This window comes from Amycolatopsis orientalis DSM 40040 = KCTC 9412 (genome assembly GCF_000478275.1).
GTDB classification, from domain to species: Bacteria; Actinomycetota; Actinomycetes; order Mycobacteriales; family Pseudonocardiaceae; genus Amycolatopsis; species Amycolatopsis orientalis.
Genome location: NZ_ASJB01000099.1, coordinates 23,281 through 42,746, shown reverse-complemented (window position 1 = coordinate 42,746; position 19,466 = coordinate 23,281). Strand labels below are relative to the sequence as shown.

Sequence of the window (19,466 nt, the reverse complement as noted above, 5' to 3'; positions counted from 1 at the left end):
GAAGGAGCGCGCCCGACAGTACGGTCGGGCGAAGTCGCCCGGGAACCCCGGGGCCAGCGCGGTGGGGGATCTCAGTGGAGCAGAGCGTTTCGGCGATCTCGACGGCGGACGAGGTCCAGGATGTCGACGCGGATCGCCGACCGGTGTTCGCCCGGGCACCGGTCGCGATCGTGGTCGCCGTCGTGGGACTGGCGCTGTTGGTCACCAGCGGCTCCTACGGCTACCACCGGGACGAACTTTACTTCCTCGCCGCGGGCGCGCATCCGGACTGGGGTTACGTCGACCAGCCGCCGCTGGTGCCGCTCCTCGCCTGGGCCCTCGACCAGATCTCGGGCGGTTCGCTGGTCGTGCTGCGGTTGCCGGCGATCCTGCTGGCGGTGCTGGGCGTGTTCGTCACCGCGATGATCGCGCGCGAGTTCGGCGGCGCGCGACGGGCGCAGGTGATCGCCGCGGCGGCCTACGGCGCGGCGCCGATCACGCTGCTGGCCGGGCACTGGCTGGCGACCAACTCGGTGGACATGTTCTTCTGGGCGCTGGCCACCCTGTTGCTGGTGCGCTGGGTGCGCACCAGGGACGATCGGCTGCTGCTCCTGCTCGGGATCGCCGCCGGGGTGGCGTTGCAGGCCAAGTACCTGATCGTGTTCTTCCTGGTGTTCGCGGTGGCGGCGGTCGCGCTCGCCGGACCGCGGGAACTGCTGCGCCGTCCGATGCTCTGGGCGGGTGCCGCGATCGCGGGCGTCTGCGCGCTGCCGACCGTGCTTTGGCAGGCGGCGAACGGCTGGCCGCAGATCGAGATGAGCGAAGCGATCGCGCAGAGCGCCGAAGCCACCGGCGGCCGGGTCGGCTACCTGCCGACGCTGCTTTCGCTGGCCGGGCTGCCCGCGTTGCTGCTCCTGTTCGGCGCGGGACGGCTGTTGTGGTCGGATCGGCTGCGGCAATGGCGGTTCCTCGGCTTCACCGTCGTCGCCCTGCTGGTGGTGTTCATCGCGATCAACGGCCGCGCCGACTACCTGGCCGGGGTCTTCCCGTTGTTGCTGGCCGCGGGCGCCGCCGGGCTCGGACCGTCACCGCGTACCCGGTGGGTGCCGTGGGTGGCCTGGCCGGTGCTGCCGGTTTCGGCCGCGCTGGCCGCCGCGTTGATGCTCCCGATCTATCCGGTCGCCTCCTTGGCGAGTTCCCCTCAGGGGCCCGCCGAATCGGCGCAGACCGTGGGATGGCCGGAATTCGCGGGCGCCGTCGAGCGGACGCGGCGGACGATGCCGCCCGGCACGGTCGTGCTCACCGCGGACTACGCCCAGGCCGGTGCCCTGTACAAGTTCGCGCCGGAGCTCGCCGTCTACAGCGCGCACCGTGGCTACGCGTACTTCGGTGTACCGCCGGAGAACACGACGTCGGTGTTGTTCGCCGGGTCCGATCCCGGCGAACTGGGGAAGTACTTCGGCTCGGTGCGACCGGCGGGCACCACCGGGAACGCTTACAACGGACTGAAGAACCTGGCGCTGGACATTCCGCTGTGGATCTGCGACAGACCGCTGGACAGCTGGCCGCGGCTCTGGGAGCGCATGCGCCATATCGCCTGAACCGGCCGGTCCCGGTCGCGGGACAGGGGTTGGGGCGGGGTGCGGGGTGAAGGGGGCGATAGGGGTATCCCTTCCCGAACAACGGTTTTAGGCTCGCTTCGGCGGTACTTGCGTTGGTTCGCCCATGATGCCGGGTAGTTCCGGCGATTTCCGTCCCGGTGTGGAGGAATACCATGACTGCGAGAATTTTCGCCCCGGACTCGGTGCGTACTTTTTCCGAACTCGAACGCGAAGTGGTCGGCGTCGCCGAGGCGCTGCGGCAGCGGGGTGCTGGGCCCGGCGTCCGCGTCATGCTCAAGGCAGGCAACTCCGCCGGGTACGTGAGCACACTGTTCGCCCTGATGCACGTCGGCGCCTCGATCGTGCTGGTGGACCAGCAGGAACGCCCGGAGGAGACGCGCCGGATCGCGCGGCGCGCCAGCGTGAAACTGATCATCGCCGACGACGACGCGCCGCTGGCCGACGTCGACGACACGTCGTTCATCTACGAGCTGATGATCGACGCGCCGGGCTTCGCCCCCGCGTATCCCCGAGTGTCCTTTGAGGACTGGTGCGAGCTGCCTGACAGCCTGCTGATGTGGTCATCGGGCTCCACCGGCGAACCCAAGGGCATCGTCAAGAACGGTGGGCGATTCCTGCGTAACCTGCGGCGCAACGCCGACCAGGTGGGCCACACCGAACAGGACGTCCTGCTGCCGCTGCTGCCGTTCTCGCACCAGTACGGCCTTTCCATGGTGGGCATCGCGTGGCTGGCCCGGTGCTCGCTGGTGATCGCGCCCTACCGCCGCCCGGACCGGGCGATGCTCATGGCGGGGCAGTGCGGAGCCACCGTCGTCGACGCCACCCCGGCCACCTACCGGAGCATGCTCAACATCCTCCGCAAACGCCCGCAGGTCAAAGACCAGCTGCGCACGGTGCGGATGTTCTGCAGTGGTGCCGCGCCACTGGACGGGCCGCTGGTGGACGCCTACGTCGAGGAGTTCGGACTGCCGCTGCTGGACAGTTACGGCAGCACGGAAGCGGGTAACGTCGCCTTCGCCACCTCGGAGAACGCTGTCGGCTGCGGACGCGCGATGCCGGGACTGACGGTGGAAGCGGTGGACGACGAGGACCGGCCGGTGGCCGCCGGCGAGGTCGGCGAGCTGATCATCCACACCCCGGACATCCTGACCGGCTACCTCGCCGAAGACGGCACTGTCGCCCCTGTCGACCAGGAGACCTACCGCAGTGGCGACTTCGGTTACCTGGACCCGGACGGCAACGTCTTCGTCCTCGGCCGCAAGTTCGCCGTGCACCGCAACGGCTTCACGCTGTATCCGGAGATCATCGAGCGCAAGTTGAGCGCCGCGGGCTGCTCGGCGAAGCTGATCGCCCTGCCGGACGAGCAGCGGGGCGCGCGCCTGACGCTCTTCGTCGAGGACGAACAACTGCGGGAACCCGCGCACTGGCGCCCGCTGGTCGACGACGTGCTGGCGGAGTCCGAACGGCCGAACCGGATCCGCGTGATCGAGCGATTCCCGTTGAACCGCAACGGAAAACCGGACCGCGGCCAGCTCACCGAACTCGCCACCGGGGCCGGGGAATGACCGCGGCGGAAACAGCGTACTTCTTTCCCGGCCTGGACGGGTTCAAGCTGGCCGAGATCGGCAAGTTCCTCGTGCTCAGCCCGTTCGCGCGCGAGCGGCTCGCGGTCGCCGACGAGGTACTCGGCTACTCGGTCATCCGCACGCTGCGCGACTCCGACGACTACGCGTCCCCCGCGGCTCGCGCCGCCACTCTGGTGAACGCGCTTTCCCTGGCGGACTGGGCGAAAGAGAACCTGGGCGAGCCCGGCTTCTGCGTCGGCATGAGCTTCGGCGAGCTGATCGCCGCGGCGTACGCGGAATGCCTGCCGTTCGCCGACGCCGTCCGGATCGCCGCCGGGGTGGGGGAATGCGAACTCGACTACTTCCGCACCGCGCACCAGGATCTCGTCACCCAGGTGGTGACCAGGGTGGCCGCCGAACGGATGGACGAGCTACTGGCGGATCTGTCCGATCGCGGGGTCTGGTACGACCTGTCCGGGCACGTGGACGACGGCCACTACCTGATCACCATGGCGGAGAAGCATCTGGAGGAGTTCACCGCCGGGGTCGGCCGGGCCGGTGGGTACTCGTTGTACGCCATGCGCCCGGCCGCGCACTGCAGTGCGTTCGGGCCGCTTCGCGACCGGATCGAGGCGGAGGTGCTGCGCGGCACCGTGTTCGCCGACCCGGCCGTGCCCGTGGTGTCCGATGTGGACGGTTCGGTCCTGCGGACCGGCCGTGCGGTACGGGAACTGGTGCTCAGCGGCTTCCTGCGCCCGCTGGAGTGGCGGTCGACGGCCGTCGCGCTGGCCGGGCTCGGCGTGCGCAGGCTGTGTGTGGTGGGGCTGGACCGGATGTGGTTCCGGCTCGCGGTCACCAAGAAGAACTTCATCGTGGAACAGGTGAACCAGGCCACGGTGCTGCGGCACCGGCGGGGCTGACCGCGGCGCGGTGCCGGTTCGCTCGGACAACAGGTTGAGATGGGGAGTCGTTGGCCATGGCCAGTGCGGATGATGTCACTGAGAACTCCGTCCGGACGGCCGCGTTGCGCGACCGCTTGACGGCCGCGTCCGCCGCGGAGCGCGCCCGGACGCTGCTCCGGCTGGTCCGCGACCAGGTCGCGGACGTGCTGGCGCATGTCCGGCCGGAGACGGTCGGCCCGCGAACGGTCCTGCCGGACCTCGGCTTCGACTCCCTCGCCGCGGTGGCCCTGCACCGCGGGCTGGTCGAGGCGACCGGGCTCGACCTCCCGGTGACGATGGCCTTCGACCAGCCGACGGTGTCGGCGCTGGTCGATTTCCTCGAGGGTGAACTGCTGGGCCGCGCCACGCCGGGAGCGGACAGCGCGCGGACGGTCCACGACGACGGCGAACCGATCGCCATCGTCGCGATGGGGTGCCGTTTCCCCGGCGGCGCCGAGACCCCGGACCGGTTCTGGGAGTTGATCGCCGAAGGTGCGGACAGCACCGCCGGATTCCCCGAGGACCGCGGCTGGGACCTCGCGGCCCTGTTCGGCCAGGACGACGGTAACCGTGCCGTGAGCACCACTCGCCGGGGCGGGTTCCTCGCTCACGCCGATCGGTTCGATCCGGCGTTCTTCGGCATCAGCCCGCGTGAGGCGCTGGCCATGGACCCGCAGCAGCGCCTGCTGCTGGAAACGTCATGGGAGACCTTCGAACAGGCCGGGCTCACCCCGGATTCGCTGCGCGGGAGCCGGACCGGCGTCTTCGTCGGCGCCGAGAACCACGAATACGGCCCGCGTACGGCCCAGGCGCAGGACGGGCTCGAGGGCTACCTCGTCACCGGGACCGCGGCGAGCGTGGTCTCGGGCCGGATCGCCTACACGTACGGCTTCGAGGGTCCGGCGATCACCGTGGACACCGCGTGTTCGTCGTCGCTGGTCGCTCTGCACCTCGCCGTGGCCGCACTGCGCCGCGGCGAATGCGATCTGGCGCTCGCCGGCGGGGTCGCGGTCATGTCCGGCCCGGCTTCGTTCGTCGCCTTCAGCCGCCAGCAGGGTTTGGCCGCCGACGGCCGCTGCAAGCCGTTCGCGGCCGCCGCCGACGGGACCGGCTGGGGCGAGGGCGCCGGTCTGGTGCTGGTCGAGCGGCTGTCCGACGCGAAGCGCAACGGACACCGCGTGCTGGCGCTCGTCCGCGGCTCCGCGGTGAACTCCGACGGCGCGAGCAACGGCCTCACCGCGCCGAACGGACCCTCCCAGCAGCGGGTCATCCGCGAGGCGCTGGCGTCGGCCGGGCTCGAGCCCGCCGAGGTGGACGTCGTGGAGGCACACGGAACCGGGACGAAACTGGGCGACCCGATCGAGGCGCAGGCCCTGCTCGCCACCTACGGCCAGGACCGGCCGGGCGACCGCCCGCTCCTGCTCGGCTCGGTCAAGTCGAATATCGGGCACACCCAGGCCGCCGCCGGTATCGCCGGGGTGATCAAGATGGTGCAGGCGATGAGCCGCGGCGTCGTGCCGCCGACCCTGCACGTCGACGAGCCGACCCCGTTCGTGAACTGGGCCGCGGGCGCCGTGCGGCTGGTCACCGAGACCACACCGTGGCCGGAACTGGACCGCCCGCGCCGGGCGGCGGTGTCCTCGTTCGGGATGAGCGGGACCAACGCGCACACCATTCTCGAACTGCCCGAGCCCGAGCCGATGCCCGAGTCCGAGTCCGAAAAGGACACTCATCACCGGGTGCCCTGGGTGCTGTCGGCGCGGTCGGAAGCCGGGCTCCTCGCACAGGCCGCCAGGCTCAAGGACTTCGTGGCGGAACTCGAATCGCCTGGCGTGGCCGAGATCGGTACCGCGCTGGCCACCACCAGGACGGCGTTCGAACACCGCGCGGTGGTGACCGGCTCGGTGCTCGACGAGCTGCTCGCCGGGGTGTCCGGCCTGGCCGAGGGTTCGGTGCCCGCGGGCACCGTGCGCGCGACCGTGGCGGAGAACGCCGACAAGGTCGTGTTCGTCTTCCCCGGCCAGGGCTCCCAGTGGGCGGGCATGGCGGTGGACCTGCTGGAAAGCTCGCCGGTGTTCGCCAAGCGGCTGCGTGAGTGCGCGGCCGCGCTGGAGCAGTTCGTCGACTGGTCGCTGCTCGACGCGCTGGGCGCGGACGCGCAGGACCCGTTCTGGACGCGGGTCGACGTGGTGCAGCCGGTGCTGTGGGCGGTCATGGTGTCCCTGGCCGAACTGTGGCGGTCCGCCGGGGTGGAACCGGCCGCGGTGATCGGCCATTCACAGGGCGAGATCGCCGCCGCCTGTGTCGCGGGGGCCCTGAGCCTCGACGACGCCGCGTGGGTGGTGGCCCTGCGCAGCAAGGCGATCGCGGCGAGCCTCGCCGGTCGTGGCGGCATGCTGTCCCTGGCCGCGCCGGTGGCCGACGTCGAGCGTCGCCTCGTCGGCTGGGGTGACCGGTTGTCGGTGGCCGCCGTCAACGGGCCGAGCGCCACGGTGGTCTCCGGTGACCCCGAGACACTGGAGGAGCTGCAGGCAGCCTGCACGGCGGACGGTATCCGCGCCCGGCTGGTGCCGGTGGACTACGCCTCGCATTCCGCGCACGTGACCGAACTCGAGACGCATCTGCTCGACGTGCTCGCCCCGATCGACCCGCGCACCCCGCGTATCCCGTTCTATTCCACTGTGGACCAGTCCTGGCTGGAATCCCCCGTCGTCGACGGCGGCTACTGGTACCGGAATCTGCGCCAGACCGTGCGGTTCGCCGAGTCCGTGCGCGCGGTGCTGGACGCGGGGCATGGCGCGTTCATCGAGATCAGCGCGCATCCGGTGCTCACCGCCGCGATCGGCGAAACGATCGAGGCCGCCGGTGCCGACGCGGCCGCGCTCGGCACACTCCGCCGCGACGACGGCGGGCAGGATCGCGTGCTGGCCTCGCTCGCCGAAGCCCATGTCCGCGGCGTCACGGTGGACTGGAGCGGCTACTTCGCCGGAGCGACCCCGTCACCGTTGCCGACCTACGCCTTCCAACGCGAGCGGTTCTGGCTCGACGCCGGGGAAAGCGGGCCCGCGGACCTCGCCGCGTACGGCCTGGGCCCGGCCGGGCACCCCATGCTCGGCGCGCTGGTCGGGGTGGCGGGCGACGACGCGCAGCTGTTCACCGCGAGCCTTTCGGTCGCCGCCCTGCCCTGGCTGGCCGACCACGCCGTGGCCGGGAAAATCCTGGTGCCGAGCACCGCGTTCGTGGAACTCGCGCTGCACGCGGGCAGCCGTCTCGGCGCGGAAGTACTGGAGGAACTCACCCTCGAGGCGCCGTTGATCGTGCCGGAGCGGGACGCGGTGGAACTCCAGCTGACCGTGGGAAGCCCCGATGGCGACGGCCGCCGGACACTGGTGGTGCACGCCCGGCCCGCCGGGGGAGAACTGCTGGACACGCCTTGGACGCGGCATGCCGCCGGCGTGCTGGGACAGGCTTCGAACGGCGAAGGGCAGCGGTTCGCCTGGCCGCCGTCCGGCGCGGAGCAGCTTCCGCTCGACGGTCTGTACGACCGGTTCGCCGCCCAGGACTGCGTCTACGGTCCGGCTTTCCAAGGACTGCGGGGTGCTTGGCTCGCCGGGGACGAGGTCTTCGCCGAAGCCGTGCTGCCCGAAGCGGAGGACTCTGCCGGGTTCGGGCTGCATCCGGTGCTGCTGGACGCGGTGCTTCAGGCGACCGAACTGGCCTGGCCGGTCACCGGCCCGGCCCGGCTGCCGTTCGCCTGGTCCGGGGTCACGCTGCACGCCGTGGGCGCGACGAACGTGCGTGCCAGGATCACCCGGGCCGGCGCGGAGTCGGTGCGGGTCGAGGTCACGGACGGCACCGGCGCCCCGGTCGTCTCGGTGGACTCGCTGGTGACCCGGCCGGTGGCACTGGAGCGCGAAGGTCATCTGCCGCCGGATTCGTTGTTCCGGCTCGACTGGACAACCAGGCCGCTCACTACCGGGGAGACCCCGGAACACGAGATCGCCGATCTGTCCGACGATTCGGCGCAGGTGCACGAAACCGCCGCCGCCGCGCTTGCCTCCGTACAGCGGTGGCTGGCGGACGAGAGCCGGGGTGCGGCGAAGCTGGTGGTGGTCACCCGGGGCGCGACCGACGGCACGAACCCCGCGCAGGCCGCCGTCTGGGGTCTGGTCCGCTCGGCGGAGGTGGAACACCCCGGCAGGTTCGTACTGGTCGACCTCGACGGTGAACCGGACTCCGCCGCCAAGCTGCCCGTGGTGATCGCGTCCGGGGAGCCCGAGGCCGCCATCCGGCGGGGAACGGTGCTGCTGCCCAAGCTGATCAGGGTGCCCGTGCCGGCCGCGCGACGGCTCGACGACGGCGGGACGGTGCTCGTCGTCGGCGGCACCGCCGGGCTGGGCGCGCTGCTCGCCCGGCATCTGGTGACCGCGCACGGGATCCGGAAGCTCGTGCTGACGAGCCGCCGCGGGACCGGGACGCCGGGCGCCGAGGAGCTGCGGGCCGAACTGGTGGCCGCCGGCGCGGAGGTCACCGTCACCGCTTGCGACGTCGCCGACCGGGAGGCGGCGGCCGCGCTGCTCGACGGTATCGCGGACTTGACGGCGGTGGTGCACACCGCGGCCGTGCTCGACGACGGCCTCGTCGAGGACCTCACCCCGGACCGCCTGTCCGCGGTGCTCCGGCCCAAAGTGGACGGTGCGCGCAACCTGCATGAGCTGACCGCCGACACCGGGCTGGCGGCGTTCGTGCTCTTTTCTTCCGTGGCCGGGACTTTCGGTGGCGCCGGGGTGGCCGCTTACGCCGCCGCGAACTCCTTCCTCGACGCGCTCGCGCAGGCCCGCGTCGCCGGGGGCTCGCCCGCGGTGTCGCTGGCCTGGGGTGTCTGGGGCGGTGGCGTCGGGATGACGGCACGACTGTCCGAAGTAGATCTTCGACGGCTGACCGCGGAAGGACAGGCGCCGCTGACCCCGGCGCAGGGGCTCGCGTTGTTCGACGTGGCCGTCGGCGGGGAAAACCCCGTCCTGCTGCCCATGTCGCTCGATCGCGCGACTCTGCGCGCCCAGCCGGACACGCTTCCCGCCCTGCTGCGGGGCCTCGTGCGCGGACCTCGGCGCGTGGCCGCGGTCGCCGCCTCGGCCGACGGCTCACTGGTGGGCAAGCTGGCCGGGCTGCCGCCCGCGGACCGTGACCGGATGCTGCTGGAGCTGGTCCGGGCGCAGGCGTCGGCGGTGCTCGGGCACAGCGGTACGGACGCGGTGGGCGACCGGAAGGCCTTCCGTGAACTGGGTTTCGACTCGGTGAGCGCGGTGGAGCTGCGGAACCGCCTGAACTCCGCGACCGGACTGCGGCTGCCAGCGACCCTGGTCTTCGACTTCCCGTCGCCGCTGAGCCTGGCCACCCACATTCGCCGGTTGCTGCTCGGCGAGTCCGAGACCCCGGCCGCGGCGACGACCGCGGTGACGGCGGACGAGCCGATCGCCATCGTCTCGATGAGCTGCCGGTTCCCCGGTGGCGTCAGCACGCCGGAACAGTTCTGGGACATGCTCGCCGCCGGCGGCGAGGGGATCGGCGACTTCCCCCAGGACCGCGGGTGGGACCTGGCCGGGCTGTACTCGCCGGACCGGGACCGGACCGGTACCAGCTACACCAGCCGTGGCGGGTTCCTCTACGACGCGGCCGAGTTCGATCCGGGCTTTTTCGGGATTTCGCCGCGTGAGGCGTTGGCGATGGATCCGCAGCAGCGGTTGTTGCTGGAGACCTCGTGGGAGGCGTTCGAACGAGCCGGGATCGACCCCCTGTCCCTGGCGGGCAGTGCTTCCGGTGTCTTCGTCGGTATGTCCTATCAGGACTACGCCTCCCGGCTGAACCGCATCCCCGAAGAGGTCGAGGCGTATACGGGCAACGGCACGTCGCTGAGTGTGGCGTCGGGTCGGGTGGCGTATGCGTTGGGGTTGGAGGGTCCGGCGGTGACGATTGATACGGCGTGTTCGTCGTCGTTGGTGGCGTTGCATTTGGCGTTGCAGTCGTTGCGTCGGGGTGAGTGTGGTTTGGCGTTGGCTGGTGGTGTGGTGGTGATGGCGTCGCCGGATATGTTTGTGGAGTTTTCTCGTCAGCGTGGGTTGGCGGTGGATGGTCGGTGTAAGGCGTTTTCGGCGGATGCTGATGGTTTTGGGTCTGCTGAGGGTGTTGGTGTGGTGGTGTTGGAGCGTTTGTCGGATGCTCGGCGTAATGGTCACCGGGTTTTGGCGGTGGTGCGTGGTTCTGCGGTGAATCAGGATGGTGCGTCGAATGGGTTGACGGCGCCGAATGGTCCTTCGCAGCAGCGGGTGATTCGTGCGGCGTTGGCGGATGCGGGTCTTTCGGCGTCTGATGTGGATGCGGTGGAGGCGCATGGTACGGGTACGACGTTGGGTGATCCGATCGAGGCGCAGGCGTTGCAGGCGACGTATGGGCAGGATCGGGACAGGCCGTTGTGGTTGGGTTCGGTGAAGTCGAACCTGGGGCATACACAGGCCACGGCCGGTGTCGCCGGGGTGATGAAGATGGTGCTCGCCATGCGACACGGCGTGCTGCCGAAGACCTTGCACGTCACCGAGCCGAACGAGCGGATCGACTGGGACTCCGGCGCGGTCGAGCTGCTGACCGAGGCAAGGGACTGGCCGGACACCGGCAGGCCGCGGCGGGCGGGAGTGTCCGCGTTCGGGATCAGTGGGACCAACGCCCACGTCATTCTCGAGCAGGCGCCGGAGACCGTTCCCGCGCCCACCGTGCCGGTTTCCGTGCGGCCATGGGTGATCTCGGGTAAAACGCCGGAGGCGGTGGAAGCGTTCGCCGGTCGGCTCGCCGGGTATGCCGGTGACGCCGCGGGTGTGGCGGCGGGGCTCGCTGGTCGTTCGGTGTTCGAGCATCGAGCGGTGCTGGTGGGTGAGGATCAGGCCGACTTGGCGGCTGCATTGGCGTCCGGCGGATTGCCTGCTGGTGTGGTGCGGGGTTCTGGTTCCGGTGTCGAGCGTGTGGTCTTTGTGTTCCCTGGTCAGGGTTCGCAGTGGCTGGGTATGGCGTCGGCTCTGTTGGATGAGAGTCCGGTTTTCGCGGCGCGGATGGCGGAATGCGCGGAGGCTTTGCGGTCCTTTGTGGACTGGTCGTTGTTTGACGTGTTGGTCGACGAGGTCGCGCTGAGTCGGGTTGATGTTGTTCAGCCGGTGTTGTGGTCGGTGATGGTGTCGCTGGCTGAGGTGTGGCGTTCGCTCGGTGTGGTTCCGTCGGCGGTGGTGGGGCATTCTCAGGGTGAGATCGCGGCTGCGGTGGTGGCTGGCGGGTTGAGCCTGGAGGATGGGGCTCGGGTGGTGGCTTTGCGGAGTCAGGCCATCGCCGCGGAGCTGGCTGGTCTGGGCGGGATGCTGTCGGTGGCCGCGCCGGTAACCGAGGTTGGCGAGGGCGTGTCGATCGCCGCGGTGAACGGCCCGAACGCCGTAGTGCTCTCCGGTGACCCCGACGCACTCGCGAAGGCGAAGGCCCGCTATGAGGCCGAGGGTGTCCGGGCTCGGTTGGTGGCAGTGGATTACGCGTCCCACTCCGCTCACGTCGAGCGGATCGAGACGCAACTTGCGGAGTTGCTCGCACCGGTATCCCCGCAGACGGGTGAGGTTCCGTTCTATTCCACTGTGGACTCTCGATGGCTGGACACCGCGGAACTGACGGGTGGCTACTGGTATCGGAATCTGCGCCAGACGGTGCGGTTCGCGGACGCGGTGGAGACGCTGGCTGCCGAGGGGCAGCAGATGTTCGTCGAGGTCAGCGCTCATCCGGTGTTGACGATGGCGATCGAGGACACCGTCGACGTCCCCGTGGTCGGCACACTACGCCGTGACGAGGGCGGTCTGGCGCGGTTCCTGCTCTCGGCGGGCGAGGCGTTCTGCCGCGGCGCGGACGTCGACTGGCGGGGCTTGCTCGGCAAGGCCGGGACCGTTCCCGAGGACCTGCCCACGTATCCTTTCCAGCACGAGCGCTTCTGGCTCACCGATGCCCAGCCGGATCTCGCGGTCGCGGCCGAGTCCACTGTGGATGCTCGCTTCTGGGACGCGGTCGGCCAGGAGGATCTCGCCGGTCTCGCGAGGACCCTCGGTACGTCCGAAGACCAGCAAGCCGCGTTGCAAGCCGTACTTCCCACCCTCACGTCCTGGTACCGCGGGCACCAGGAGCAGGCCGAAAAGGACAGCAAGCGGTACGGCGTTTCCTGGCAGCCGCTCGATCCGCCCGGCGTCCCGAAACTCGACGGCACGTGGGTCGTGCTCTCTTCGATCGCGGACAGCGGGCACCCGTGGGTCCGCGGCTCACTCGACGCGATCACCCGGGCCGGTGCGGCGGTGCGGCACCTCGAACTCGACGAGCAGGACACCGACCGTGCGATGCTCGCCGGGAAACTCCGGACGGCGCTCGAAGACGGGGTCGAGCCCGCAGGTGTCCTTTCCCTGCTCACGTTCGACGAAAACGGGCACAGCGTCCACCGTGCGGCACCGCTCGGGCTGGCGCTCACCGTCGCGCTGGTCCAAGCGCTCGGTGACGCCGGCGTGCGGGCGCTGCTGTGGTGCGCCAGTGACGGCGCGGTGTCCGTGACCCCGGCCGAGGCGCCGCGGAATCCGGCGCAGGCCCAGGTGTGGGGGTTCGGCCGGGTCGTCGGCCTGGAACACCCCGAACGCTGGGGCGGACTCGTGGACCTGCCCGCCGACGTGACGGACGGCGCCCTCGCCGGACTCGCGAGTGCGCTCGGCAACGCCGCGGAGGAGGACCAGCTCGCCGTCCGTGCCACCGGCGTCCTCGTCCGCCGTCTGCTGCGCACCCCGGCCGGGGACGTACCGGTCCGGACCTGGCGACCGGAGGGCACCGTCCTGGTGACCGGGGGAACGGGCGCGCTGGGGGCGCACGTCGTCCGCTGGCTCGCGCGCAACGGAGCCGAACATGTGCTCGTCACCAGCCGCCGCGGCCCCGACGCCCCCGGTGCCGCGGAGCTCCGCGACGAGCTGGCGGAGCTGGGGTGCCGGGTGACGATCGTGGCCTGCGACGTCGCCGATCGTGCTTCGCTCGCCGAGGTACTCACCGAACACCCGGTCAGTGCGGTGTTCCATGTGGCGGCGGTGCTCGACGACAGCCTGATCGACTCGCTCACCACCGCGCAGATCGACCGGGTCACCCAGGTCAAGGTCGGCGGCACCCGCAACCTCCACGAGCTGACCAAGGACCGCGACCTCTCCGCGTTCGTACTGTTCTCGTCGTTCGCCGGCACCACCGGCGGGCCGGGTCAGGGCAATTACGCGCCCGGCAACGCCTTTCTGGACGCCTTCGCGCAGCAACGCCGGGCGCATGGCCGCACCGCGACCGCCGTCGCCTGGGGACCGTGGGCAGGCGGCGGTATGGCCGAGGGCGACGGCGGGGAACTGTCCCGGCGGCACGGGCTCAAGGATGTCAGCCCCGAGCTGTCGCTGGCCATCCTCCAGCAGGCACTCGACCACGACGAAACCTTCCTGACCGTCGCGGACATCGACTGGGAACGGTTCTTCCTCGCCTTCACCTCGTCGCGGGCGCGGCCGTTCCTGCACGGGGTGGACGACGTGCGGCGGATGCTCGCCTCCGGTGCGGGCGGGGACATGGTCGGCGCGGGCACGGCGAAGAACGCGGCCCCCGCGTCGGCCTCCGAACTCGGCGCACGGCTGGCGAACCAGCCGGCCGCCGACCAGGACCGCGAGCTGATGCGGCTCGTCCGCGAGCAGATCGCCACCGTGCTCGGACATGCCGACGCCGAACGTATCGAGGCCAAGAAGGCCTTCCGTGAACTGGGCTTCGACTCGGTGACCGCGGTCGAGCTGCGGAACCGGCTGAACGTGATCACCGGACTCCGGCTGCCCGCCACGCTGATCTTCGACTTCCCGTCACCGGCGGCGCTGGTCGCGCATTTGCGCAAGGAGGTGCTCGGCGAGGCGGAAAGTGCCGCCCCGGTCACGGCCGTCCCCGTGGCCGCCACGGACGAACCGGTGGCCATCGTGGCGATGAGCTGCCGTTACCCGGGCGACGTGGAGACCCCGGAAGACCTGTGGCGAATGCTCGCCACCGGCGGCGAAGGCATCACGGACTTCCCGGCCGACCGCGGCTGGGACGTCGAGGCGCTCTACGACCCGGACCCGGCGGCCGAGGGCAAGACCTACACCCGCCGAGGCGGCTTCCTGCACCGGGCGGGCGAGTTCGATCCGGGGTTCTTCGGTATTTCGCCGCGTGAGGCGTTGGCGATGGATCCGCAGCAGCGGTTGTTGCTGGAGACCTCGTGGGAGGCCTTCGAACGAGCGGGCATCGACCCCCTGTCCCTCGCGGGCAGTGCGTCGGGAGTCTTCTTCGGAATGTCCTATCAGGACTATGCCGATCAGCTGAACCAGGCGCCTGACAGCGTTTACGTCGGAGTCGGCAACACCGCGAGTGTGGCGTCGGGTCGGGTGGCGTATGCGTTGGGGTTGGAGGGTCCGGCGGTGACGATTGATACGGCGTGTTCTTCGTCGTTGGTGGCGTTGCATTTGGCGTTGCAGTCGTTGCGTCGGGGTGAGTGTGGTTTGGCGTTGGCTGGTGGTGTGGTGGTGATGGCGTCGCCGGATATGTTTGTGGAGTTTTCACGTCAGCGTGGGTTGGCGGTGGATGGTCGGTGTAAGGCGTTTTCGGCGGATGCTGATGGTTTTGGGTCTGCTGAGGGTGTTGGTGTTGTGGTGTTGGAGCGTCTGTCGGACGCTCGGCGTAATGGTCATCGGGTTCTGGCGGTGGTGCGTGGTTCTGCGGTGAATCAGGATGGTGCGTCGAATGGTTTGACGGCGCCGAATGGTCCTTCGCAGCAGCGGGTGATTCGTGCGGCGCTGGCCAACGCGGGGCTCTCACCGTCTGATGTGGACGCTGTGGAGGCGCACGGTACGGGTACGACGTTGGGTGATCCGATCGAGGCGCAGGCGTTGTTGGCGACGTACGGCCAAGAACGCGACCGGCCACTGTGGCTCGGTTCGGTGAAGTCGAACCTGGGACACACGCAGGCGGCCGCGGGGGTCGCGGGCGTGATGAAGATGGTCATGGCCATGCAACACGGACTGATCCCGGCGACGCTGCACGTGACCGAGCCTTCTCCGCATGTGGACTGGTCTTCCGGCGAGGTGCGGCTGGCGACGGACTCCGTCGAGTGGCCCGAAACCGGCAGGCCGCGACGGGCGGGCGTGTCCGCGTTCGGGATCAGCGGGACCAACGCCCACGTCATCCTGGAAGAAGCACCACCCGTCGAAGCCGAGGTTTCCGCGGCCCCGCCCGTGCTGCCGTGGGTCATGACGGGCAAGACCCCGGAAGCACTCACCGCGCTGGCCGCCCGGGTGGCCGAATACGGCCTCGACCGCAATCCGGCCGACGTCGCCGCCGGGCTCGCGGGTCGTTCGGTGTTCGGGCATCGTGCGGTGCTCGTCGGTGAGGATCAGGCTGGTTTGGCTGCCGCGTTGGCCGCGGGTGAGCAGCCTGCTGGTGTGGTGCGGGGTTCTGGTTCGGGTGTCGAGCGTGTGGTGTTCGTGTTCCCTGGTCAGGGTTCGCAGTGGCTGGGTATGGCGTCGGCGCTGTTGAAGGAGAGCCCGGTTTTCGCGGCGCGCATGGAGGAATGCGACAGTTCTTTGCGGTCCTTTGTGGACTGGTCTCTGTTGGATGTGCTGGGCGACGAGGCCGCGCTGAGTCGGGTTGATGTTGTTCAGCCGGTGTTGTGGTCGGTGATGGTGTCGCTGGCTGAGGTGTGGCGTTCGCTCGGTGTGGTTCCGTCGGCGGTGGTGGGGCATTCTCAGGGTGAGATCGCGGCTGCGGTGGTGGCTGGTGGCTTGAGCCTGGAGGATGGGGCTCGGGTGGTGGCGTTGCGGAGTCAGGCCATCGCCGCGGAGCTGGCTGGTCTGGGCGGGATGTTGTCGGTGGCCGCGCCGGTGACCGAGGTTGGCGAGGGTGTGTCGATCGCCGCGGTGAACGGCCCTAACGCCGTGGTGCTCTCCGGCGACCCCGAGGCGTTGGCCGCGGCGAAGGCCCGCTATGAGGCCGACGGTGTGCGGGCCCGGTTGGTGGCGGTGGATTACGCGTCCCATTCCGCTCACGTCGAGCGGATCGAGACGCAGCTGGCTGAGCTGCTGGCGCCGGTGTCCCCGCGGACGGGTGAGGTTCCTTTCTATTCCACTGTGGACTCCCGGTGGCTGGACACCACGGAGTTGACGGGTGGTTACTGGTATCGGAATCTGCGCCAGACGGTGCGGTTCGCGGACGCGGTGGAGATGCTGGCTGCCGAGGGGCAGCAGATGTTCGTGGAGGTCAGCGCTCATCCGGTGTTGACGATGGCGATCGAGGACACCGTCGATGTTCCGGTGGTGGGCACGCTGCGTCGCGACGAGGGCGGCCTGGAGCGGTTCCTGCTTTCGGCGGGGGAGGCGTTCTGTCAGGGCGCGGATGTCGACTGGCGGGGCTTGCTCGGCAAGGCCGGGACCGTTCCTGAAGACCTGCCCACTTATCCGTTCCAGCACGAGCGTTACTGGCCGGATGGCGTTAACAGCAACGGAAACGTCGTGTCCGCCGGACTCGGCGCCACCGACCATCCGCTGCTCGGTGCGGCGGTCGAACTCGCGGACGGTGAGGGGCTCCTCTTCACCGGCCGGGTGTCCGTGCACAGCCACCCCTGGCTGGCAGAGCACGCCGTCGCAGGCACGATCCTGTTCCCTGGCACCGCATATCTCGAACTGGCCATCCATGCCGGTGACCAGATCGGCTGCGGCCACCTCGAAGAACTGGCCATGGAGACCCCGCTGGTCCTGCCTCGCAGCGGCGGCGTGCAACTGCAGCTGGTCGTGGCCGAGCCGGGCGAGGGCGGTCGCCGCGGCATCGAGTTCTACTCCAGGCTCGACGACGGCGAGTGGACCCGGAACGCAGCCGGGGTGCTCAGCCCGGCCGCACCGGCGGCCACCGAGGACCTGACGGCCTGGCCTCCGCCGGGCGCGGAAGCGGTCGACGTCGCCGGGTTCTACGCCGGGCTGGCCGACCAGGGTTACGAGTACGGACCGGCGTTCCAGGGCCTGCGGGCCGCTTGGCGCCGGGGCGACGAGGTGTTCGCCGAGGTCGCCCTGCCCGAGGCACACCGGTTCACCGCGGACCGGTACGGCCTGCATCCCGCCCTGCTGGACGCGGCGATGCAGGCCACCGAACTCGGCGGCTTCGACGAGGACGGGGAGACCCGCCTCCCGCTGCTGTGGACCGGCGTCACCCTGCACGCCACCGGCGCCGCCGCACTGCGCGTCCGGGTCGCGCCCGCCGGTCCCGACGCCGTGGCCGTCGACGTGGCCGACCTCGCCGGGGCTCCGGTGGCGTCGATCGCTTCGCTGGTGGCGCGCCCCGTTTCGGCGGAACAACTCGCCGCGGCCAGGTCCGCCGGCCGGGACGCGCTCTACCGGCTGGACTGGACGCCCCTGCCGGTGGAACCACGGACCGGCGAGCGGCCGGTACTGGTGGGCGGGGACCACCTCGGCCTCGGTGCCGCCGGACTCGAACCGGTCGAGTACGCGGATCTTCCGGTGCTCGCGAAGGAACTCGCCGAAATCCCGCCGGTCGTCCTCGCCACCTGCCCTCCGGCCACCGAGGACGAGCTGACCACCGCGATCGGGGCGGCGACCGGCCGGGTGCTCGGGTTGGCGCAGGACTGGCTGGCCGACGAGCGGTTCGCCGACGCGAAACTGGTGCTGGTGGTCCGCGACGCGACGGCACAGTCCGCGATCACCGGTCTGATCCGGTCCGCGACCGCGGAGAACCCAGGCAGGCTGGTACTGGCGCACGTCGACGACGACCCGGCCTCCCTGCGGGCGCTGCCCGGCGCTCTGGCCACCGGGGAACCGGAGTTCGCCGTGCGCGCGGGACAGGTGCTCGTCCCGCGGCTGGCCCGGGCCGGGCAGCCCACCGGGGAACCGGTGACGCTCGACGCGGACGGCACGGTACTGATCACCGGCGGTACCGGCACCCTCGGCCGTCTCCTCGCCCGGCATCTCGTTTCCCGGCACGGCGTCCGCCACTTGCTGCTCGTCAGCAGGCAAGGTCCAGACGCCGAAGGCGCCGACGCACTGGTCGCGGACCTCGCCGAACTCGGCGCCGAAGCGACGGTCGCCGCATGCGACGTGTCCGAACGGGAGGAGATCCGAGCCCTGCTGGGAACGATCCCGGCCGACCGGCCGCTGACCGCGGTGGTGCACACCGCCGCGGTACTGGACGACGGCGTGTTCGGCTCGTTCACCCCGCAACGGGTGGACAAGACCTTGCGCCCCAAGGCTTACGCCGCGATCCACCTGCACGAGCTCACGAAGGATCTCGACCTCGGCGCGTTCGTGCTCTTCTCCTCCGGCGCCGGTGTCTACGGCAGCCCCGGACAGGCGAACTACGCGGCCGCGAACTCGGTGCTGGACGCACTCGCCGAGCAGCGCCGGGCAGCCGGGCTCCCCGCGATCTCGCTGGACTGGGGACTGTGGGCGAGCACCAGCAACCTCACCGGCACGCTGGGCGCGGCGGATCTGAGCCGCATCGCCAGGGAAGGCGGCCTCGCGATCTCCGACGAGGACGGGTTGGCGCTGTTCGACGAAGCGCTGCGGCACAACTCGCCGGTGCTGATGCCGTCCCCGATGGACACCGCGGTGTTGCGGGCCCAGGCCAAGGCGGGCACGCTGCCGCCGTTGCTGAGCGGACTGGTGCAGGCGCCGGCCCGTCGCGGCGCGGCGGGTACCGCCGCCACCGCGAGCGGGGACGACCGCGAACAGGCCGCGTTGCTCGGCAGACTGGCCGGGCTGGACCACGACGGCCGGGCCGCGCTGTTGCTGGACCTGGTGTGCGGGCACGCGGCCACCGTGCTCGGGCATCAGAGCGCGGCCGCGGTGGATCCGCAGCGGGGCTTCCTGGAGATGGGCTTCGACTCACTCACCGGGATCGAGCTGCGCAACCGGCTCAACGCGGCGGTCGGGCAGCGGCTGCCGGCCACGTTGATCTTCGACTACCCGGCGCCGGAAGCGGTGGCCGGTCTGCTCGCGGAGAATTTGGCGGCCACCAGTCCGTCTACTGTGGACACTCCGCCGCTGCTGGGCAGGCTCGACAGCCTGGACGCGGAGCTGGCCGCGCTCACGCTGGACGAGCGGTCGCGCGCCCAGCTGGTCGAGCGGCTCACCGCGCTGGCCGCCCGGTACGGCGGTGGCACGACGGCGGACGGCGGACTCACCGAGAAGATCGACGCCGCCTCCGACGACGAGATCTTCGACTTCATCGACAACGAACTGAAGGCGTGATCGGTCGAGAGACCC

At 70.5% G+C, this 19,466-nt stretch carries 4 protein-coding genes; all 4 read left to right on the top strand.

The window, feature by feature from the left end:
• The first annotated feature begins 74 nt into the window (after nt 1-74).
• Nucleotides 75-1,580, top strand: coding sequence for an ArnT family glycosyltransferase (locus tag L324_RS39615; protein WP_037321282.1), 1,506 nt, complete (start codon nt 75-77; stop codon nt 1,578-1,580).
• A 173-nt stretch (nt 1,581-1,753) separates the two neighbouring features.
• On the top strand, nt 1,754-3,166 hold the full coding sequence (locus tag L324_RS39610) for a class I adenylate-forming enzyme family protein (protein ID WP_037321280.1): 1,413 nt from the start codon (nt 1,754-1,756) through the stop codon (nt 3,164-3,166).
• The gene (locus L324_RS39605) at nt 3,163-4,086 is read left to right on the top strand and encodes an ACP S-malonyltransferase (RefSeq protein ID WP_037321278.1); all 924 of its coding nucleotides are present in this window, start codon (nt 3,163-3,165) and stop codon (nt 4,084-4,086) included. The genes L324_RS39610 and L324_RS39605 overlap by 4 nt, the downstream gene beginning before the upstream one ends.
• Nucleotides 4,087-4,142: 56 nt before the next feature.
• Nucleotides 4,143-19,451 carry a type I polyketide synthase gene (locus tag L324_RS43805; RefSeq protein ID WP_235783782.1) on the top strand — a complete coding sequence of 5,103 codons (15,309 nt, stop codon included), beginning with the start codon at nt 4,143-4,145 and terminating at the stop codon, nt 19,449-19,451.
• Nucleotides 19,452-19,466 lie beyond the last annotated feature (15 nt).

What these genes read in the sequence shown, in the direction of transcription:
- L324_RS39610 (WP_037321280.1), top strand. Translation starts at nt 1,754, where the DNA reads ATGACTGCGAGAATTTTCGCCCCGGACTCGGTGCGTACTTTTTCCGAA.
- L324_RS43805 (WP_235783782.1), top strand. Translation starts at nt 4,143, where the DNA reads ATGGCCAGTGCGGATGATGTCACTGAGAACTCCGTCCGGACGGCCGCG.
- L324_RS39605 (WP_037321278.1), top strand. Translation starts at nt 3,163, where the DNA reads ATGACCGCGGCGGAAACAGCGTACTTCTTTCCCGGCCTGGACGGGTTC.